Origin of the sequence: Burkholderia sp. AU38729 (assembly GCF_020419725.1) — a bacterium.
Classification (GTDB): domain Bacteria; phylum Pseudomonadota; class Gammaproteobacteria; order Burkholderiales; family Burkholderiaceae; genus Burkholderia.
Map to the genome: position 1 here is coordinate 473,245 of NZ_JAIZQO010000004.1, position 19,874 is coordinate 493,118.

General features: G+C 69.1%; 15 protein-coding genes. 1 reads left to right on the forward strand and 14 read right to left on the reverse strand.

Going from position 1 to position 19,874, the window contains the following annotated elements; all coding sequences use genetic code 11:
* Window positions 1–83 precede the first annotated feature (83 nt).
* Both LGM56_RS14230 and LGM56_RS14235 read right to left on the reverse strand, forming a co-directional pair.
* Window positions 84–2,330: a sialidase family protein gene (locus LGM56_RS14230; protein WP_226205247.1), complete on the reverse strand. Its 2,247-nt coding sequence runs from the start codon at window positions 2,328–2,330 to the stop codon at window positions 84–86.
* Window positions 2,331–2,475: 145 nt separating this feature from the next.
* Entirely contained in the window at window positions 2,476–4,749 is a 2,274-nt protein-coding gene (locus LGM56_RS14235) for a LamG-like jellyroll fold domain-containing protein (protein WP_226205248.1), read from the reverse strand.
* Window positions 4,750–5,600: 851 nt separating this feature from the next.
* Between LGM56_RS14235 and LGM56_RS14240 the strand changes: the two genes are divergently transcribed.
* On the forward strand, window positions 5,601–7,301 hold the full coding sequence (locus LGM56_RS14240) for a dihydroxyacetone kinase family protein (RefSeq protein ID WP_226205249.1): 1,701 nt from the start codon (window positions 5,601–5,603) through the stop codon (window positions 7,299–7,301).
* A 144-nt stretch (window positions 7,302–7,445) separates the two neighbouring features.
* Here LGM56_RS14240 and LGM56_RS14245 read toward each other — a convergent pair whose 3' ends face one another.
* From LGM56_RS14245 to LGM56_RS14300, 12 genes are all read right to left on the reverse strand, one after another.
* Entirely contained in the window at window positions 7,446–7,907 is a 462-nt protein-coding gene (locus LGM56_RS14245) for a hypothetical protein (protein WP_144023189.1), read from the reverse strand.
* A gap of 58 nt (window positions 7,908–7,965) precedes the next feature.
* Window positions 7,966–8,253: a DUF1330 domain-containing protein gene (locus LGM56_RS14250; protein WP_039369252.1), complete on the reverse strand. Its 288-nt coding sequence runs from the start codon at window positions 8,251–8,253 to the stop codon at window positions 7,966–7,968.
* 155 nt (window positions 8,254–8,408) lie between these two features.
* Entirely contained in the window at window positions 8,409–9,320 is a 912-nt protein-coding gene (locus LGM56_RS14255; protein ID WP_226205250.1) for an amidohydrolase family protein, read from the reverse strand.
* 76 nt (window positions 9,321–9,396) lie between these two features.
* Complete coding sequence (locus tag LGM56_RS14260) at window positions 9,397–10,320, reverse strand: AEC family transporter (protein ID WP_089498994.1); 924 nt, start codon at window positions 10,318–10,320, stop codon at window positions 9,397–9,399.
* Window positions 10,272–11,441, reverse strand: coding sequence for an NAD(P)/FAD-dependent oxidoreductase (locus LGM56_RS14265; protein ID WP_226205252.1), 1,170 nt, complete (start codon window positions 11,439–11,441; stop codon window positions 10,272–10,274). The genes LGM56_RS14260 and LGM56_RS14265 overlap by 49 nt, the downstream gene beginning before the upstream one ends.
* Entirely contained in the window at window positions 11,431–11,781 is a 351-nt protein-coding gene (locus LGM56_RS14270; protein WP_089498996.1) for a cupin domain-containing protein, read from the reverse strand. The genes LGM56_RS14265 and LGM56_RS14270 overlap by 11 nt, the downstream gene beginning before the upstream one ends.
* A complete protein-coding gene (locus LGM56_RS14275; protein WP_089498997.1) occupies window positions 11,768–12,949 on the reverse strand; it encodes a CaiB/BaiF CoA transferase family protein in 1,182 nt (393 codons plus the stop codon). Before LGM56_RS14275 ends, LGM56_RS14270 begins: the two co-directional genes overlap by 14 nt.
* On the reverse strand, window positions 12,946–14,541 hold the full coding sequence (locus LGM56_RS14280; protein ID WP_089498998.1) for a methionine--tRNA ligase: 1,596 nt from the start codon (window positions 14,539–14,541) through the stop codon (window positions 12,946–12,948). Before LGM56_RS14280 ends, LGM56_RS14275 begins: the two co-directional genes overlap by 4 nt.
* 13 nt (window positions 14,542–14,554) lie before the next feature.
* Window positions 14,555–15,820 carry an ATP-grasp domain-containing protein gene (locus tag LGM56_RS14285; protein ID WP_226205255.1) on the reverse strand — a complete coding sequence of 422 codons (1,266 nt, stop codon included), beginning with the start codon at window positions 15,818–15,820 and terminating at the stop codon, window positions 14,555–14,557.
* Between the two features lie 15 nt (window positions 15,821–15,835).
* On the reverse strand, window positions 15,836–17,191 hold the full coding sequence (locus LGM56_RS14290; RefSeq protein ID WP_226205257.1) for a lysine N(6)-hydroxylase/L-ornithine N(5)-oxygenase family protein: 1,356 nt from the start codon (window positions 17,189–17,191) through the stop codon (window positions 15,836–15,838).
* On the reverse strand, window positions 17,188–18,333 hold the full coding sequence (locus LGM56_RS14295; protein ID WP_226205260.1) for an NAD(P)/FAD-dependent oxidoreductase: 1,146 nt from the start codon (window positions 18,331–18,333) through the stop codon (window positions 17,188–17,190). The genes LGM56_RS14290 and LGM56_RS14295 overlap by 4 nt, the downstream gene beginning before the upstream one ends.
* Window positions 18,330–19,742 carry a KamA family radical SAM protein gene (locus LGM56_RS14300; RefSeq protein WP_089499002.1) on the reverse strand — a complete coding sequence of 471 codons (1,413 nt, stop codon included), beginning with the start codon at window positions 19,740–19,742 and terminating at the stop codon, window positions 18,330–18,332. Before LGM56_RS14300 ends, LGM56_RS14295 begins: the two co-directional genes overlap by 4 nt.
* Window positions 19,743–19,874 lie beyond the last annotated feature (132 nt).

Here is a 19,874-nt window from a genome sequence, read left to right on the forward strand (position 1 = left end):
TCCCCAATCGGTGGACACCCATGCTCGTTGGTCAGCGCGCCGTGACATCGACGTCGAGAATGGCCCCTCACGGCCGCTCAACCTCAATTGCTATAGATCAGACCGCGAGCGGCGCCATTGACGTAAATCCGGCCATACGTGTTCCAATCGCCGGCCATCACGCCGGAGCCGCCGAATTGGTGCGCGTCATCGTTGAAGCGCGCCCACGTTGCCCCCCCATCATCGGAATGGTAAATGCCCCAGACGCCGTTCAATGTGCCTTCCACATAGACCGCGGCCGAGTACGACGAACCGGCCGGTGCCCTGCCCAACGCGATCACGGTGGCGCCCGGTGTGTCACTGGTCGACGCAAAGACGCCGAGCTTCGTCCAGGTCGCTCCCGAGTCCACCGAGTGGTACACGGCCGTGCCGTCGGCCAGCCAGAGATCACCCTCCACGTTCGGATTGACCGCCATCGACGTCTCCCCCCACGCATTCCAGGCCAGGTTCGCGTTCACCGAGCCCTGGCTCAGCGCGAACGTGTGGCCGCCGTCGTTCGAGACGTAGATCTTGCCGCGCTGCCAGCCCCACGGTGCGCCGCCGGAGTCGTACGCATAGACCTTGTTCGGGTTCTTGCGGTCCGCGGCCAGGCGGTAGGCACGCGGGAAGCCGTTCCATGTGGCACCGAACGCCGGCAGGTTGGTCGCCGTCCAGCTGGCGCCATTGTTTGTCGTGTACGACGGCACCGAGTCCGGCGGTGCCCAGGTCACGTTGTTGCGGGACGGGACGACCAGGTTGCCCACGTTGCTCTGGCTTGCCGCGGCGCCGTTGGGCAGCGACGCGAACGTCGACCAGCTATTGCCGCTGTCGCCGGACCAGAAGCCCTTGGTCGCATGGCCGTTGGCGTTGTCGACGCCCGCGGCGGCGATGTACGTCGGATCGGACCACGACATGTCGGCCGAATTGCCGCTGCTCCACGTGTTCAACGGGCCTTTCGTCGGCCTCGTCGAGAGATCCGTATTGACCCACGTGCCGATGTCGCCGGCGCTGTTGATGAAGTTGTACGACGCGCCGGGCGGCGCCGTGACGAGCGCGAGCGTCACGGTTTCCTCGAGGTTGTCGACCTTGGGGCGCCAGGTTGGCGTGGGCGACGAGGCGTTCATGGTTTCGCAGATGCCGCCGCCGTGCACGTGCATGACGTGATCGCGATTGGCCGGGTCGATGGCGACGCTCTCGACCCAGCCGGCGCAGCCACCCGTGGCAGTGCCGGTGTGCGGCATGCCGGCCTCGATCTCGCGCCACGTGCTGCCGCCGTCGTCGGATAGCTGGATGGTCTTGCTGGTGTCGCTCCAGCCGGTCAGGCCCAGTGCGATGCGGGCGGACGCGCCCAGACCGGCGACGGACAGGCCGCCAAAGCCGTTGCTGCTGGGGCGGTTGAGCAGCGTCCAGTTGCTGTCGTTGCTTCCGCCGAACTTGTAGAGATAGCTCGGTCCGCCGATGCCCTGGCCGACGCCCGCGTTGAACACCACGTAGAAGTTGCCGTCGGACGTGCGCACGACGTGCGGGATGTAGTAGCCGGACACCGTCGGCGGGACAGGCACCGGCGTCCACGAGAAGCCGCCGTTGGTGGACTTGTACAGGGTCGACGTCAGGCCCGCCGCGTTGGCGTAGTCCGGGGCGACGGTGGCCCACATGATCCAGGTCGGCTGGCCGCTGCCCTTGCCCGACGTATCGAAGATCACCTGTTCGACGCCGATCGGGGAACTGCCGCCGCTGATCGTGGTGGAGGACAGACCCGTGACCTGCGTCCAGGTGCGGCCCGAATCGGCACTCTTCCACAGGCCGGCCGTGCGCGATCCGTAGAACAGCGTCGACGGATTGTTCGGGTCGACCTGCAGGCGCTCGCCCGTGGCGCGGCCGTTGTCGTTGCCGCCCACCGGGAACGGCAGGTCGTAGTGCGTCCAGGTGTTGCCGCGGTTGCTCGAGATGTAGATGCGGCCGTTGTGACCCTGCGTCACGGTAATGCCGGTCACCATGTAGACGAGCTGATCGTTGTTCGGGTCGAGCGCGAGGCTTTCGACGCCGTGGAAATCGCCCTCGCCCGAGCCGAAACCGATGCCGTCGGTGATGGGCGTCCACGTCGAGTTGGTCGCGTTCCAGCGGTACGCGCCGCCGACGTCGGTACGTGCGTACAGCAGGCTCGCGTTGACGGGATGGTAGATCAGGCCGGTCACATAGCCGCCGCCACCCCACTTGACGCTGGTCCAGCTGGCCGCCGGCAGGTTGCTGCCGCTGCCATTTCCGCCGATCTGGCTACGATTGGCGACTGCATTGGCGCCCGCACGGGGCACGCCTGTCGCGCTATCGGATCCGTCGCCACAGCCCCATAACGCACACGCGATCGCCGCAGCGGCAATCCATCGTTGAGAAAACACGGTCATCAGAAGTCCTTAAAAAAGAGGTCCATCGCAAGGCCCGCCGTCGGGCCCTGCGTGATCAACTCGTCATGAGCGACGCAATCTGCGCAGCGCTGAGCGCACCGCGATAGAGGCGGAAATCGTCGATCAGGCCGTGGAACGTGGCGTCGGCACTGTATTGCGATTTGCCCAGCCAGTTCTGCGTGGTACTGCCCAAGCGGAACGGCGCCTGGAACATCGCCGTGTTGGTGCTGACGGGCGTGCCGTCCACGTAGATCGTGCCGGTCGACCCCGAAAGCGTGACGGCCACATGCACCCACCGCTTGCTCGGCAGCTCGGTGGGGGCGTCGATGATCTGTTCCGGCGGGCCGTCACCGGGGCCGTTGGCCGTCATGGCGAAGCGCATGCCGGCCCAGCCGTTGCGCAACTGCGCGCGCGGCGTGAACATCATGTAGCGGTGGAAGCCCGTGCCGAAGTCGAACAGGCGTGCCCACGTTTGCGCGCCGTTCCAGAACACCCAGGAGGCGATGGTGAAGTCCGACACGTCGACCAGCAAATCGTCGGGCAACGCGACATACGCGCCCGAGCCGTTGAGCGAGACCGCGTTACCGCTGTGCCCCGCTGCCCACGTTGCGCCGTTGAGCGTGCCATTGCGCCTGTTGCCCGAGCTATCGGCGGCCGTGGTGCCGCTGCCTTCGTCAAACGTGAGGTGCGCGAGCAACTGCTGCGCCGTGATCACTTTCACTTCGTTGGAGAGCGCCGATTCGCCCGCAATCGTTTGCGCTGTCACGACGTAAAAATACGTGCCGGCAGCGGCTGGCAGATCCGTATAGGTCAGCAGATCGGTGATCCCGCTCTGGATGGTTTTGTACGGGCCGCCGGCAATGGTGGCGCGCTTCACGTTGTAGCTGACGGCGTTGCTGCTGCCCCACCATGACAGCACCGCCTTGCCCGCGCTGGCGTAGCCGGTCAGGCCGGTCGGCGTGGCGGCGGGGGTGCCCGGGTCGAGCGTGCAAGTGAGCGTGCCGTAGCCAAGCTGATCGAAGCCGCCACTGTTGGGACCATAGTTGCCGCCGCCACCTTCCGGTGCCACCAGTTCGGCAGCGCGCTTGGTATAAGGCGCCGCCAGACCTTTGCGGTTGATGTAATGGTTGGCCACCAATGCCCAGCAGGGCCGCCCCAGCGCGTCGCCTCGCCCACCGGCGGCGAACTGCGTCTGGGTGACGCCGGCGCTGTTCTGGTACGTGATGAAAGGCACCGTGTAGAACGCGCCGTCCGCCTGCTTCAGGTTGGCCTTGGCCACGTATTCCGCGCCCGCCAGAAAGCGATTGTTGTCATAGCCGTACAGGTCGATGCCCTGATTCCACGCCATCTCGCAAATGGCGCCCGTCAATGCAATGCCGAGCGTGCTGTGGCCCTGGTCCCGGCCGGCTTCCTGCCATTGCCCGAGGTTGCCGGGGTGCAGGTAGTACACGGCTTGCCGGATGCAGCCGTTACTGCCGCCGGTCTTGAAATGGGTGACGGCCTCGTTGACGAGCCCGGCATCGTCGCACAGCACGCCGATGGCCAGGATGCACGCGATGTTAGCGAGGCCCCAGTTGGCCCAGTAGTGCGTGTCCATCGCGGTGTCGACACGGGTCAGGAAAGCGTGACTGACCGGGTAGAAGACATTGCGCATCATTGCCTGAAACGCGGCAAGCCCGGCCGGACTCCAGCCGCTGTAGCCGCGCATGATTTCGGCGGCGTTGGCGAATTCGTAGCCGTAGATGCCGGCGGCGAGCGCCACGTCGCTGCCGCCAAGCGTCGTCAGCTTCGCGGCCCATTGGTCCAGATACTCCACGGCTTTGTCGGCGTAGCGTGTGTCGTCCGACACCTTCCAGCGCAGCGCGTCGCCATAGGCGGCGGCGATATCGTTGTAGAGCGCGCCGTAGTTCTGACCATGCGTGGGATCATTGCCGCGATAGATGCCGACCTGCGGGTTCGGCTTGTTCGTCAGGCGCGTGTGACCGTTGGCGACGAGCACGTTCCAGCTGTCGATCCACGGGGACGCGTGGGCGCCGACTTTAGCGCGCATGCGTTCGAAATCCGCGGCGGTATGCAGCAAGCCGGGATGCGTGAAGGCGCGGGTTTGGGCAGTGCCTGCCGACGTCGCGCCTGCATCGATACCGTCCGGAGCTGGAGCACCTCGGGACGCCTGACCGATGCCGTTCGCCGATGGTCGCTCACCGTCTGTCACCACGTCGCTTCCGTCGCCGCCGCATCCGGCCAGAAGCGCTGCACCGAGCCCCATCACGAAATGGCGTCGTGCAATATTCTCGATGTCGCCGAGTGGGACGATTTCCTCGGATGGCATCGTCGATGCTCCGTTGTCTCGCATGTTGGGATCCCCAGTTTTTTAGCTATGGTCGAAGCAAAAATATGTACGAACCGTTCCGTATTCATCAGGAACGCGTAGCATTCTATCCAGTGCGACAGGGTGGTAATCAAGCGAAAAAAAACATATTCACTCATGACACGCATTTGTCACATCGGTGATGGAAGAACCGAGGGACCCGCGAAGCGGCTGGGCGCCGCCATGGAACGGAACAAAGTCGAGCCTGGGCATGATCCGTTGTCCGTAGCGCGCTCACTGCGGAGCACGCCCCCTCGAATCCGACGCCCCACCTGCCGATAGAAGTGCGGCGTTGACGGCTGCGGCCGCCCGTGCACGCGCCGGATCAATCGTCCGACAGATGTCGGCCAACCGGATACGGGACAAGGTCGGTCGTCTGGTCGGATTGCAGAAATCGGCAGCGCTGCGTGCCCGCACGGGCCACGTTACCGGGAATCCCGACAACGGCGAAACCACGGCGGCCTCCCAACGCTCTCCGCGCCCCCGCTCGGGTCAGTCGATGCGTCACCGGTTCGCTGCACGCGGCTGTCACGGAAGCGAGGTTGATATAGCGAGTCATGTGCCGTAGATCGCCGCGGCCGAACTGGCATCTCTTGCCTCGCCAGGAATGCGCCGCCCTCCGTGCATCAACGTCCGAACCTGATGTATCGTGGCGCGAAGCGTGCGCGTCGCTTCGCCCGTGCGGAAGGTCATCCATTCCATGACCGCCTGCCCCCGGCGACAGCGCCCGCACGATCCTGCGCAACACGAAAGGCCGTCCGGCGCCCGTGCGGGCCCGGCCAGGCCTCGTTCACCGTCCGGAACCCGTCGCCATGAAAAAGCTTGTCAACCGCCCGTCCGATGTCGTGCGAGAAATGCTGGAAGGCATCGCACGGCAGTCGCCGCATGTCGCGATCCTCGGCGACGAGCACGTGCTCGTCCGCCAGCCGCTGCCCGAGCCCGCGCAGCGCCCCGTCGCCGTCCTCTCCGGCGGCGGCAGCGGCCACGAGCCCGCACACGGCGGCTATGTCGGCGAAGGGATGCTGAGCGCGGCCGTCTGCGGCGAAGTGTTCACGTCGCCGTCCACCGACGCCGTGCTCGCCGCGATCCGCGCGAGCGCCGGCCCGAACGGCGCGTTGCTGATCGTGAAGAACTACACCGGCGACCGGCTCAATTTCGGGCTTGCCGCCGAACTCGCGCGCGCCGAAGGCATTCCGGTCGAGACGGTCATCGTCGCCGACGACGTGTCGCTGCGCGGCCGCGTCGAGCGTGGCCAGCGGCGCGGGATCGCCGGCACCGTGCTGATCCACAAGCTCGCCGGCGCGGCCGCCGCGCGCGGGCTGCCGCTCGCCCGCGTCGCGGCGATCGCGCGCGACGCGGCGGCCGAACTCGGCACGATGGGCGTCGCGCTCGACGGCTGCACGATCCCGGGCGCCGACAAGTCGGGCTTCAGCCTCGGCGATCACGAAATCGAACTCGGCCTCGGCATCCATGGCGAGAAAGGCGTCGAACGCCGCGCGCCGCTGCCGGCCGATGCGCTGGTCGACACGCTGCTGTCGAGCATCGTCGCCGATCTCGTGCTCGACCGCGGCGAACGCGTCGCGCTGTTCGTCAACGGCCTCGGCGCGACGCCGGACATGGAACTCGCGATCGTGCTGCGCGCCGCGCACGACAACCTGCACCGGCGCGGCATCGTCGTCGCGCGCGCGTGGGCCGGCACGTTCCTGTCGGCGCTGAACATGCCCGGCTGCTCGATCTCGGTGCTGCGGCTGAACGACGAACGCGCGGTGCTGCTCGACGCGCCGACGCAGGCGCGCGCATGGCCGGGCGGCGGCGCTGTGAATACGCAGATCCGCGTGGCCTCGGCCGCCGTGCAGGAAGCGCCGTTGCCGCCGCTCGATGCGGCCGGCCGCGCGTGGGCCGCGCGCCTGCAACCGGCGCTGCACGCGGTCGCGCAGACGCTGATCGATCACGAGCAGACGCTGACCGACCTCGACGCGGCGGCCGGCGACGGCGATCTCGGCGCGAGCATGCTGCGCGCCGCGCAGGCGATCCTCGCGCTGCCGGAAGCCGCGTACGGCACGCCGGCCGGCGCACTCTCGGCGCTCGGCGCCGCGTTGCGCCGCGCGATCGCCGGCAGCTCCGGCCCGTTCTATGCGACGGCGCTGCTGCGCGCGTCGCGCCGGCTGGCCGATGTCGCCGAGCCGTCGGCGCGCGACTGGGCCGCGGCGTTCCGCGGCGCGGTGGATTCGATCAGCGAACTGGGCGGCGCACACGCCGGCGACCGCACGATGCTCGATGCGCTGGTACCGGCCGTCGCGGCATTCGAGCGGGCGCTCGACGACGATCGCGATCCCGCGGGTGCGTGGGCCGCGGCGATCGAAGCCGCCGAGCACGGCGCGCAGGAAACCGCACGCATGACGCCGCGCGCCGGGCGCGCAAGCTATCTCGGCGAACGCGCGATCGGCACGCCGGACGGCGGCGCGGTGGCGGTGTCGTATTGGCTGCGTGCGTTGCAGGCGCACATCGGGTGATCGTGGGAGGCGCGACAGCAGCGTCGCGCCTTCAATGCATCGGCACGCAAGACGCGATGTCGCGTCACGTGCCGATGCCGCGGATCGTCGCGATGCCGGGCATCGTCACCTCGGTCGACCTCCGCATCGAGCGTCCGCAATCCATCAGCGCGTCTTCGTCCGCCCGGGCAACCATGCCGCGCCGACCGCCGCTGCAGCGAAACTCGCGAGCCAGCACCAGTAGCCGATCGCGTCGAGATGCACGGGTTCGACGTTCCCTGCTTCGTCGACGGCAATCTGGTGCTGCGACAGGAAGCTCATCCCGAACAGCAGCGCCAGACCGGCCAGCACGACCGCCTGCGCGCGATGGCGCTTCACGGTCAGCAGCCAGGCGGCAAACACGAGCGGATTCGCGAGCCATGCATAGATGCCGGCGAGCACGCCCATCCAGCCCGTCAACAGCACCTGCCAGCCGTCGGCCCATGGATGCGGGGCCGGTGCGCCGGTGCGGAACGGCGCGGTGAACATGGCGACAAGATAAAGCGCGACGCTGATCGCGAGCAGCACGGTTGCGGCGCGACCCATCGACGGGCGAACGGGCGCGGTGGCGGGAGTCGAAGGTTTCATCGGCGGGACGGGCGTCCGGCGTCGCGGCGCGCCGCCGGACACACCCGATGCACGTCGCTCAGACGCCTTCGACCAGCACGGCGCGATAGCGCGCGCCCTTGAAGCGGTGCTGGGCGACGGCCTGGTATTCCGGGCCGTGATACCACGCGTGCGCGGCTTCCTTCGACGGGAACTCGACGATCACGACGCCTTCCGGGCCTTCGCCCTCGAGCGTTTCCTGCGGCCCGTAGGCCGCGAGCACCTTCACCGGATGCCCGGCGAGCGTCGCGCCGACCTTGCTCTGGTAGAGGTCGAATTCCTGCTGGTCCTGCATGCTTTCCCGTGTAAACACGATGTAGGTTGCCAAGATACGTGCTCCTGATGCGATGCGTGGAAGGGGGCCGGATGCGCGCGGTGCCGTTCGGAACACCGCACTGGCCGCACAAGCCGCAGCCGCACCCATGGCGGCGCGGGCAGTGTGCAGATTACAGGGGTTCTGCCAAACGCGCCGACCCTGCCCGCTCACGCTTTCGCATCGAACCGGTACAGCGCCGCCGGCGTATCGACCAGCACCTGCCGGCGCCCGGCCTCGTCCGGCAGCAACGTCTCCATGTACCGGTACGCGAGCGCATCGTCGACCACGCCCTCGTACCCGACATGCGGCCAGTCGCTGCCCCATAGCAGCCGTTCGGCACCGAACGCTTCGCGCACCGCACGCATCGCGGTCAGGCCGGACGCCTGCCAGCGATCGGCACGGTCGCTCCGGTACGCGCCCGACACCTTGACCCACACGCGCCGGCTCGCCGCCGTCGTCAGCAGATAGCGGAAGCCCGGATCGTCGATCCCGAGCCGCGGGTCGGGCCGCCCGAAATGGTCGAGCGAGACATCGACGCCCGCGTCGAGCAGCGGCGGCATCAGCACCGGCAGGCGCGCGGCTTCCGCATGCAGCTCGACCTGCCAGCCGTACCGGCGCAGAAGCGGCAGCAACGCGCGCCACGCCGCGCCCGCGAAATCCGGATCGCGTTCGCCGATCAGGTTCAGCCGGATGCCGCGCACGCCGAGCGGCGTCCATGCGGCGACCTGCTCGGCATCGCGCGCGGGGTCGATCACGACGATGCCGCGCAAGCGCGCGGGCTGCGCGCGCAGCGCGGCGAGCAGATAGCGGTTGTCGGTGCCGAGAAAGCTCGGCTGGATCAGCACGCCGTTCGACATGTCGTGCCGGTCGAGCATCGCGAGGTACTGGTCGAGCGACGCGTCGTACGCGATCGTGTAGCGATGGCCCGGCACGAGCGGCAGCGATTTCAGGAATATGTGCGCGTGGGTGTCGACGCCGGTGATCGTGCGCGTGCCGGTGATCGCACCGGCGCATCCGCCGAGCACCTCGGCCATCGCGAGTCCGACGAGTGCGCGATTGAACGAGCGCCTCGAAATCATGGGGGTCTCCTGTCTTGTTGGTTATTGTGCACGGCGGGCCATGCGGGCCGCGCCGGCTGCGTCGCGGCGTGTCAGCCTACATCGCACGCGCGACGATGAAAATCGGCACGAACGACAGCACCGTCGACAGCGCGACGACGAATGCCATCAGCCGGTGGTTGCCGCCGTACTGCGTGGACAGCACATACGAATTGCTCGCGCACGGCAGCACCGAATAGAGCAGGATCAGGTTCCCGGACAGCGGCGACACCGCGAACGCCTTCGTCGCGGTCAGCGCGAGCAGCGGAAACCCGACCAGCCGGATCGCGGTGGTCACGAGCCCCGCCCGCACGAGCGCCGCTTCCTTGCGCGGCAACGGCAGCCGCAGCGCGGCGCCGACGCAGATCAGGCTCAACGGCAACGCGGCGCCGCCGAGCACGTCGACGGTCTGGTCCAGCGCGGCGGGCAACCGCCAGCCGGTCAGGTTCAGCACGATCCCGAACGCGCTCGCGACGATCAGCGGATTCGCCGCCACCTTGCCGACGATCCCCACGAGCCCGCGGCCGCCGGCCTGGCCATGCTCGAACGACAGCAGCACGAGCGTGTTCGAGATCGCGACCATGTACGCGACGACCACCGCCGCGATCCCGTAATCCGCAGGGCTCAGCAACCCCGACGCGACCGACAGGAAGATGTAGCTGTTGAAGCGGATCGAGCCCTGGACGATCGACGTGAACGACGCATGCGGCACCGCGCACAGCCGGCAGCCGAGCACGACGGCGGCCAGCACCGCGAGCGTGAGGCCCGTCAGCAGCAGGATCGTCGACTTCGACGACGCATCGAGCGGCCCGGCCAGTCCGATCGAATGCACGAGGAACGCGGGAAACAGCACGTAATGGGTCAGTTTCTCGGCGGACGGCCAGAATGCCGCATCGACCAGCGCGATGCGACGCACCGCGACGCCGATACAGATCAGTGCGAAGGCGGGTGCGACGGCAACCCAGGCGAGTTCGGTATGCATGGCTGAACAGGTTCGGTGAAGGAGGAAACCAGTGAATCGGCGCGTTCGAGAAGCGACGGCTCGGGCGCGGTCGTGTCCGGATCGGGGTCGAACGGCAACCCGACGGCGGCGAGCGCTTCATACGCGAGCGCCGGTGCGAAACGCACGCCGGAGCCCGACGCGCCCGCCACCGCGCAGCCGTTTCGGCCGATCGGTGTGACCCGGGGATTGCGGTCGGTCGTGTAGCCGTCCACCGCCACGCGCGCGGCGAGGTGCGCGTCGCGCAGGCCCGGAAAATGACGCGCGAGCAGCCCCTGTGCCAGTGCGAGCTCGTCGGCGCTCGGCGCGACGCGCGCGCCGGCGGCGCACCCCCATGCGTGCGACGTGATGCTCAGCAACCAGCCGCGCCGCGCGTGCACCGGCGCGAGAAACGCCTGTGCGTCCGGCAGGTAGACGACCGGCGAGTCCGGTGCCGGCGGCAATGCGCGCCCGTCGACATCGAATGCGACGATCTTCTTCGTGACGATGTCCGGTCGCGCTTCGCCGCGCGCGTCGTCGTCGGCTTCGCCATCGACGGCCGGCCACGGGCCGCTCGCGCGGACGAGCCGGTCGGCGTGCAGCGTCACGCCGTTGGCCACGAGGGTCCAGCCGCCGGCATGGCGCGTCACGTGTGTAACCGGCGCGTCGAAACGCGCGACGGCGCGCGCGCCCGTCAGGTAGTGCGCGACCAGCCGGGGCACGTCGACCAGCCATGCACGGCCGGCGCGCCAAAGACGCACGCCGTCGGGCAACGCGCCGAGCAGCGCGTCGCCGGCATCCGGCGTATCGGCCGGCACCGGCGTCGCGAACAGCGGGCCGCCTGCGTTGGATGCGGCCGCAACGAAGGCGAACGGCGCGTCGCGCACGCAGCGTCCGGCCCGCGCCCACGCGCCGTAATACGCGTTCGCGACCTGCGATCGCGCACGCCGTTCGCCGATGCCGCAAAACGGCGTGACGACGCCCGCCGACAGCGCCGTCGCGGTCTGCACGAGCGGCCGCGCATCGAACACGGCGATGCGCAGCGCACCCGCATGCCGCGCCGCCACGTGCGCGATCGTCGCGCCCGTCACGCCCGCGCCGACGATCGCGAGATCAACCCGCATCGGCTTGCCACCAGACGGTGCTGATCACGAGCGGCGTCGCGCCGTCGTTCTGCACCTGGTGCGACCGGTGCGATTCGAAATACAGCACGTCGCCGGCGCACACGCGCACGGGCTCGCCGTCGTAGGTCAGCCGGCCGCTGCCCTGCGCGATCATCCAGCATTCGCGCACCGCGTGAACATCCAGCCGCGACGTGCAATTCGGCTCGACCGTGAACAGGCCGCCGCGAAACGGAATCTCGCCGTCGCCGAGCCCGGCGAAATCGGCCTGGCGCAGCACGACGCCCGGCACATGCGACTCCGGCGGCAACGCGCCGACATGCGGAAACTTACGCGCGCTCATCGTGCACCTCCTCCCCGACCAGGCCCAGTTCCGCGAGAATCGCGTCGCGGTCGCGATCGAGCGCCGGTGCGGCCCGGCGGGTGGCCGGATCGGGGCAACCCGATATCTTGATCGGCGTCCCCACGAGCCGGTACGGGCCGACATCCGGATCGTCGACGTCGATCAGCATGTTGCGCGCGGCCGTCTGCGGATGGACGACCGCCTGATCGACACGGTTGATCGGGCCGGCCGGCAGCCCCGCACGCGCGAACCGCTCGCACCAGTGCTCGACGTCGTGCGCCGCCAGCAGGTCGTTGAGCGTGCGTTCGAGCTCGGCCTCGTGATCCTTGCGCGCCTCGCCGCCCGCGAAGCGCGGGTCGGCCGCGAGCGCCGGCACGCCGAGCGCGTCGCACAGCAGCCGGAACAGCTTGTCGTTGCCGGCCGCGATGATGAGCGGGCCGTCCGCCGCGCGATAGACGCCGAACGGCGGCGCGATCGCCGGCCGATAACTGCCGACCGGCCCGGTGACTTCACCGGTCGCGAAATAGCGGCCGATGAAATACTCCATCAGTGCGAGCTGGCAGTCGAACATGCCGATGTCGACCTTCGAGCCCTGCCCGGTCCGGCCGCGCCGCACGAGCGCCATCAGCAGCCCGGTCGTCAGGAACAGGCCGGCCGCGAGGTCGCCGATCGACGGCCCGACCCGCACGGGCATGCGCCCGGGCTCGCCGGTCACGCTCATGATCCCGCCGAGCCCCTGGACGATCATGTCGTACGCACGGTGATCCCGAAACGGTCCCGTGTGGCCGAACCCCGATGCGCTACCGTAGATCAGGCGCGGAAAGCGCGCATGCAGCGTGTCCCAGTCGTAGCCGATGCGCGCCATCGTGCCGGGCCGGAAGTTCTCGGTGACGACGTCCGCCTTCTCGAGCAGTGCGTCGAGCACGCGGCGGTCGGCCGGGTCCTTCAGGTCGAGCGCGATGCTCTCCTTGCCGCGATTGAGCGATGCGAAGTAAGCCGACTTGCCGCCGTACCACGGGCCGTACGCGCGTGCATCGTCGCCGGTCGACGGGCGTTCGACCTTGATGACGCGCGCGCCGTGGTCGGCCAGCAGCATCGTGCAGAACGGGCCGGCCAGCACGCGCGTCAGGTCGACGATCACGAGCCCTTCGAGTGCGCCTTCCATCATGCGACCTCCCGCATGCCGGGCGGCAGCACCGCCGCCAGTTCCCCCGCCGTGACCGGATCGAAGCTCGCCAGCGGCGTGACGACCGGCGACGACAGCCGCGCGAAATCGCCCGCGTTCGGTTCGCCGCGCAACCCGAGCGCGCGCCACGCGGTCCGCGCGAGCGCCGGCATCAGCGGGTACGCAAGCAGCGCGAAGCCCTTCGTCCAGCCGTACAGGTCGCCGGCCGCACGCGCGCCGTCGAAGCGCGCACTCCAGCGTTCGACGATCCGGGCCAGCGCGGTCGGGTCGAACGTCGCGAAATCCATCGCGCGCTGCGCGTCGCGCCACGCCGCTTCTGCCGCCCGCGCCGTTTCGTCGGCCGGCGCGCGCGCCGTGAGCGGCCCGCCGATCGCCTCGGCCACATGCCGTTGCACGGTCGCATACGGCCCGTTCACGAACCGGCAGAACGCATCGCGATCGAAGTCGGTGCGCGCGTCGACCGGATTGGTCGACGCGACGAAGAAGCGCACCGCGTCGGACGGTACGCGCGTGCGGGCCGCGAGATCCTCGACCCAGATCGCCCAGCGCAGGCTCGTCGAGAACTTGCGCCCTTCCAGCGTATAGAAATGGTTGATCACGAAGCGGTCGAACGGCTTCGACACGCCGTCGGCCATCGCCATTGCCTGGATCCCGACCAGGTGCGACACGCAGTTGTCGATCCCGAATCCGTTCACGGTGATCACGTCCGAGTCGCGGTCGAACGGGTTCGCGCGCAGCCCGTGCTTGCGCGCATAGAGATCGCCGACGAAACGGATCGCGCCGAACAGCAGGCCATGGCCGAACAGCGTGCGCGGCTCGCCGTTCAGCGCGTACGGCAGCCCCCAGCCGGCATGGCTCGTCATGCGAAAGCGCGCGCCGTCGCGGTCGAGATGGCGGCGCGCGATGTCGACGAACACCGGTGCGGTTTCGGTGCCCGCCAGTTGCGCGACCAGCGCGGCGGGCTCCGCGATGTCGAAGAACAGGTTGTCCTGTTCGCGCATCGCCAGCGTCTCGCCCCAGCGCGCCGACGGTTCTTGCACGTCCTCCGGCTGGAAATGCGCGCCGCAGTCCTCGCAGAAGAATCCCGAGACGTCGCGCGCGCACTGCGGGCACCGGCCGAGCAGGAAACTGCCGGTCACGTAGCACGCGCGCGCGGCCGAATACGGCAGGCGTTCACGCACCGTCGACACGCACCGCTGCGCGACCAGCCGTGCGACGAGCCCGTCGTGCGCGGCGAGGTAGGCGTCGTGATGCGCATCGCCGAGCGGATCGACGAACAGGTCGACGTCGATGTTCATGTCGGCGAGATCGTCGACGATGCCCGCGCAGCTCTGCCGCGCGAGCGCCGCCGCGTCGACGCCGGCCTGCCCGGCGCGCAGCGGGATATAGGAATCGTACGGGTCGCTCGCGCACGCGATGCGCGCGCATTCGCCGCGGCTGCGCAGGTGGCGCGCGAGCATGTCGAGCCGCAGGTACGGGCCCGCGATATGACCCAGGTGCAGGCGTCCGTTCGGCGCCGGCATCGCCGGCACGAGCAGGTAGTGGCGCGGGTCGCGAATCGTGTCGATCGCCATGATGGTCTCCGGTTCAGTCCAGCGTGACGGTCACGTCGGCCGCGAGCTCGCGCAGCAGCGCCACGATATCGCGGTCGAGTTCGCACTGCGCGATCAGGTACGCGATCTCGTACGCCTTGAACACGTCCTTCGGCAGCGCCATCTGCGCGCCCTTGCCGGCGACGACCTGCAGGAAACGCAGTTCAGGCCGGCGCCACAGTCGCTCGAAACCTTCGACGCGGGCAATGCGGCCAAGCCCGGGCGGCATCACGATGCGCTGGCCCGCGCGCGTCGACGCCGTGCCGAGCCGGTCGTCGAGCGGGCCGTCGATCGCGCCGCGCGCGAGATCGAGCACCGTGCGATAGGGCGAAAAGCCCGCGACGCTGTACGGGATCAGGTGCGAGTTGATGAACTCGCCGCCGAGTCGGCCGCCGATCTCGAGAATCTTCGGCCCGTCGCGCGTCACCATCACGTCCGCGTGGAACCCGCACCAGTCGATGCCGGTTGCCGCGACGCCCGCGCGCACCATGTCGCGAATGGCCGCCTGCGTGTCGACCGGCAGCAGCGACGGCGTCACGTTCTCGTACTGGATCGGGATCGACCGGTCGAAGGTCTTGTCGATGATCGCGTTGATCGCGACGCGGCCGTGCGCGACGACGCCGGACACCGAGTGCTCGCTGCCCGTCAGCAGTTCCTCGAGCAGCGCATGATCGCCGTACAGGCTGAACATCTCGCCCTTCTCCGGCGAGTTGTATGCGCGAAATGCGCGATACACCTCGGCGGGGTCGTCGCGCACGTCGACCGGGAAAATGCCGCGGCTGCCGGAGTTGCCGGCCGGCTTCAGCAGCGCGGGCGCGCCGATCCGCTTCAGCGCGGCGGTGAACTCGGCTTCATTGCCGACCACCGCGTAGCGCGGGTTCGCGTTCGGCACCGCGTCCAGCACGCGGCGGGTCGCTGCCTTGTCGCGCACGTTGAGCGCGGCGTCCGGCGCCGTGCCGCGCAGCCCGAGCCGATGCGACAACCGGCTCGCGAGCACGACTTCGAGGTCCTTCCACGCGACGACGCCGGACAGCTCGACGCGACGTTCGCGCAGGTAGTCGAGAATGGTCCGCTCGGCAGCGTCGTAATCGCCGAGCCGGGTCGGAATGATGCCGGCGCAGCCGAACGAGCGGAACGCGTCCGGCGTCGGCGTCGCCACATACAGGTCGAGCCCGAGGCCGCGCGCCGCGTCGATTTCGGCGATCCGCTCGCCCGGAAGCGCGCGCGTGTCGAGATACAGCATGGCCGGTGCATGGGTCATGGCGGTGTGCTCCTGTCAGTTCACGAATTGTTGGGTGGCAGCGTGCGGCGCGTCGCCGTGCGGCCAGTCGACGAAGCCTGGCGGCGTGCCGACTTCGTAGATGGATGCGCCCGCGATCGCATTCGCGATCCGGCCGCTGCGCCACGCGGCGAGACTCAGGTTCGGGTCCGCGATACCGCGTGTCGTGCGCGCGGCGTTCTGGAAGAAAATCCGCGCGGCGCTCGGCCGGTTCCAGCGCACCGCATAGTCGTCGTCGAGCTCCGGCACGCCATTGCGCGTGTGCATCTCGAAGCGCAGCGATTCCAGCGCGCCCGGCATCTGGAATTCGCTCCCCGTCGCGAGCAGCACGACGTCGGCATGCAGCGGCGCGTGCACGCCGGTGCCGTCGTCGACGCTCAGCACGTAGCCGCCGTCCGCGCGATGCAGGTTGGCCATGTTGCGGCCGGGCATCAGCGCGCAATAGCCGGTGCGACCTTCGATGTGCGTGATCTCGTAGAGCCGCTGGTAGATCGCCGTCAGGAGCGGCAGCGTGACACCGTCGCTCGCGAGGCGCTGCGTGTCGAGCGCGTCGCGCTTGCGCTCCGGAGACAGCCGCGAGAAATGTTCGTTGTACTGCGGCACGAACCATTCGTTGACGAATGGCGAATCGTCCATCGGCAGGAAATTCTCGCGCCGGGTCAGCCATGCGACATGCGCGGGCGCCGCATCGCCCGTCAGACCGAGCAGGTGCAGCGCGAGTTCGGCGCCGCTCTGGCCGCCGCCGACGATCGCGACACGCCGGCCGGCGAGCGCCGGCCGCACGGTGCAGAACTGCGACGAATGCACCACGTCGGCGCCCAGGTGCGGCCGTGCACACGCGGGAAGGGTCGGGCGCAGCCCGACGCCGACGACGAGGTTCGCGGTACGCACGACGCCGTGCGAGGTCGTGACGCGCAGCGCGCCCCCGTCCCGCACGACGCTTTCGACTTCGCAGTCGAACCGCAGGTTGTCGAGCGACGCGCAGACCCATTGCATGTACTGCTCGAACTCGCGGCGGCGCACGGTCGGAAAGCGCGCGTTCGCGAACGAGTACAGGCGCTCCGTGCGTTGCAGGAACGCGATGAACGAGTAGCGGCTGCACGGATCCGCCAGCGTCACGAGGTCCTTCAGGAAGCTGGTCGTCAGCGACGAATCGGCGAGCATCAGCCCCGGATGCCAGCGGAACTCGGGCTTGCGCTCGACGAACAGCGAACGCAGGCCGTCCAGCGGCGCCAGCAGCGCCGCCAGGCTCAGGTTGAACGGGCCGACCCCGATCCCGAGCACGTCGACCTCCGCCCCGGTAAGGGCCCGCGGCTTGGCGCCATCGAGCGTCTGAATGTCGAAAGTGTTCATCGCGCCTCCCCGGCACCGGTGATCGAATCGTGAAGAACGGCGCTGCCGGCCTGGCCGAGCACGAGGCCGGCGAGCACCGCGCCGCCACGAACCGCCGTGGCGATCCCGCTGCCGCAATAGCCGCCGCACCAGCCCAGCCGCCCGGCCGTGCCGACATACGGCACACCGTGCGCCGTGAAGCCGAGCGGCGCGGACCACACACGCTCGACGCTCACGTGCACGAGCGCCGGGAAATACGTCGCCAGCCGCGCGCGCAATGCGGCTTCGGCATCCGCAGGCGGGAGGTCCGGCGCAAGGCCGAGCCGGCTGCCGAACAGCAGTCGCCCGCGGTCGTCGAGCCGGAAGTAGTCCTTGTCGGCGGACAGCGTGCCGTACACGCGCGGCTGCCGCGAAATGCGGCGCTGCATCGCGTCGTCGAGCACGCAGGTCGCGAGCAGGTGCGTGCCGTACCGTTCGAGCGGCGGACGGACGTCGTCCGGCAGCAACGACCACGCGTCCTCCGCGCACACCAGCACGGTGCCGGCGGCGAGCGTCGCATCGTCGAGGTCGAGCGCGGCTGCCTCCGGCGCGAGCCGCAGCGCGTGCACACGGGCGCCGCGCCGGATCCGCACGCCGAGCCGCGCGGCCCGCATCCGCATCGCATCGCGCAGCGCGCGTGGCCGGATCAGCGCGAAACGCAGGTTCAACAGCCCGGCGATCGCATGCGCCGCACCGGTTTCCTGCGCGACCGCCGGTGCATCGAGCCATGCGACGCGCGCGTCCGGTTGTGCCGCGTAGTGGTCGAACCGGCGCGCCAGCTGCGCCGCCGACGCGTCGTCGCACGCGAGCGTGATGTGGCCCGGATGCGCCCAGCCGCACGCGAGGCCGCGGCTGTCGACGAAGCGCGCCAGATACGCGATCGCCTGCGCCGCCTCGCGCTCGGCGGCCTGCGCCTGCGCGGCCGAACCCGGGCCGCGCGGCAATGCCGGCGCGACGCTCGCGACCGAACCGAAGTTGAATGCGCTCGGGACGTCGCCGGGCGGATCGCCATCGCAAACGTCGACCGTCGCGCCCTGCTCCGCCAGATGGATTGCGGCGGACAACCCCGTATAACCGCCGCCGACGATCGCGACGTCGGCGGTTCGTTTGCCGGGCGCCATCATGCGTGCTCCGGCTGGTGCTGGTGCGCGTCGACGAATGCGCGGTACGGCGCGTCGAAGAAGAACGCGGGATCGCCGTCCGGCGGTTCGAGCTGGTCGAGCCAGCAGGCCGTTGCCGAATACTTCGCGAGGAACGGCCTGCGCAGCCAGCGCGGATCGCGCGCCTGCAGGAAATTCAGCAGGAAGTAGCGCTGCCCGTGCAGGTCGAGCGTGCCGGCGACCTCGACCTTGCCGGGGCCCGCGCTCATCGACGGGCCGCGCGCGCTGCGCGCGAGCCCTGACACCGACGCGATCGCCGTGTTGTAGATGTCGAGCGCTCGCGCGAGCGGCAGCTCGAAATAGGCGCGCGGCCCGGTATCGCGCTCGACGAACATGTAGTACGGCACGATGCCGAGCCGCACCTGCCCGACCCAGTTGCGCCGCCACACGTCGGCGTCGTCGTTGATGTGACGCAGCACCGGCCCCTGCGAGCGGATCACGACGCCGATGCGGCGCAGGTTCGTCACGGCCTGCTCGGCGATCTCCGTCGACAGCTCGCGCCAGTGGTTCAGGTGCGCCATGACCGTCACGTTGCGCCCCGCGTCGACCAGCGTGCGCAGCAGCGCGAGCAGCTCGGGCGTATCCGGATCGCTGACGAAGCGGTACGGCCAGTAGGTCAGCGCCTTCGTGCCGATCCGGATGTTGCCGACATGCTCGAGCCCCGGCTCCAGCAGCGGCGTCAGGTATTCGCGCAAGCGTGCCGCGCTCATCACCATCGGGTCGCCGCCCGTCATCAGCAGGTCGGTCACTTCGCCGTGCGCGCGCAGGTAAGCGTGCAACCGCGCCGCTTCGCTCGACGCGAATTTCAGCGTTGCATCGCCGACGAACTGCGGCCAGCGGAAGCAGAACGTGCAGTACGCGTGGCAGGTCTGCCCGTGGCTCGGAAAGTACAGCACCGTCTGCGCGTACTTGTGCTGGATGCCCGGGCACGGTTCGCCGTCAAGTTCCGGCTCGTTGAGCCGCTGGTCCGCCGGATGCGGGTTCATCCGCGCGCGCAGGCGCCCGACCAGCGCGTCCAGTTCCGCGTGGCGTGCCGCGTCGCGCGACAGCACGGCCAGTCGCTCGAGGTCCTCGGGCGCGAGCATGTCGGGCTGCGGAAACGTCAGCCGGAACAGCGGATCGTCCGGCACACGGGTCCAGTCGATCAGCTGCTCGACCACATAGCGGTTGACCTTGAACGGCAGCACCCGCGCGACCAGCCCGATCTCCTCGCGCATCCGCGGCGGGAGCGCCGCGAGCTGCGGGATGTCGTCCAGCTTCGAGCGGTTGTACGCCTTGAACACCGGATGCACCGGTATCGACTGACGCGGCGGCGCGCCGCCCTGCACGCCATCGCGCGCGGATATCCGTTGGCCCTCGGATAGTTCGATCATTGACTCGACTCCATTTTTTTAGATGTACTAATGTATGTCGTGTGTCTCGCTGCTCGCCGCCGACGGCCAGGCAGCCCGTCGACGTCCTGCAGATACTAGAAGCAATTGCCGAAGCGAAGCATTACCGCCGTG

Excerpts from the sequence above, each read along its gene's own strand:
- LGM56_RS14235 (WP_226205248.1), bottom strand. The coding sequence starts at position 4,749 with ATGCCATCCGAGGAAATCGTCCCACTCGGCGACATCGAGAATATTGCA.
- LGM56_RS14240 (WP_226205249.1), top strand. The coding sequence starts at position 5,601 with ATGAAAAAGCTTGTCAACCGCCCGTCCGATGTCGTGCGAGAAATGCTG.
- LGM56_RS14245 (WP_144023189.1), bottom strand. The coding sequence starts at position 7,907 with ATGAAACCTTCGACTCCCGCCACCGCGCCCGTTCGCCCGTCGATGGGT.
- LGM56_RS14255 (WP_226205250.1), bottom strand. The coding sequence starts at position 9,320 with ATGATTTCGAGGCGCTCGTTCAATCGCGCACTCGTCGGACTCGCGATG.
- LGM56_RS14260 (WP_089498994.1), bottom strand. The coding sequence starts at position 10,320 with ATGCATACCGAACTCGCCTGGGTTGCCGTCGCACCCGCCTTCGCACTG.
- LGM56_RS14265 (WP_226205252.1), bottom strand. The coding sequence starts at position 11,441 with ATGCGGGTTGATCTCGCGATCGTCGGCGCGGGCGTGACGGGCGCGACG.
- LGM56_RS14270 (WP_089498996.1), bottom strand. The coding sequence starts at position 11,781 with ATGAGCGCGCGTAAGTTTCCGCATGTCGGCGCGTTGCCGCCGGAGTCG.
- LGM56_RS14275 (WP_089498997.1), bottom strand. The coding sequence starts at position 12,949 with ATGATGGAAGGCGCACTCGAAGGGCTCGTGATCGTCGACCTGACGCGC.
- LGM56_RS14280 (WP_089498998.1), bottom strand. The coding sequence starts at position 14,541 with ATGGCGATCGACACGATTCGCGACCCGCGCCACTACCTGCTCGTGCCG.
- LGM56_RS14285 (WP_226205255.1), bottom strand. The coding sequence starts at position 15,820 with ATGACCCATGCACCGGCCATGCTGTATCTCGACACGCGCGCGCTTCCG.
- LGM56_RS14290 (WP_226205257.1), bottom strand. The coding sequence starts at position 17,191 with ATGAACACTTTCGACATTCAGACGCTCGATGGCGCCAAGCCGCGGGCC.
- LGM56_RS14295 (WP_226205260.1), bottom strand. The coding sequence starts at position 18,333 with ATGATGGCGCCCGGCAAACGAACCGCCGACGTCGCGATCGTCGGCGGC.
- LGM56_RS14300 (WP_089499002.1), bottom strand. The coding sequence starts at position 19,742 with ATGATCGAACTATCCGAGGGCCAACGGATATCCGCGCGCGATGGCGTG.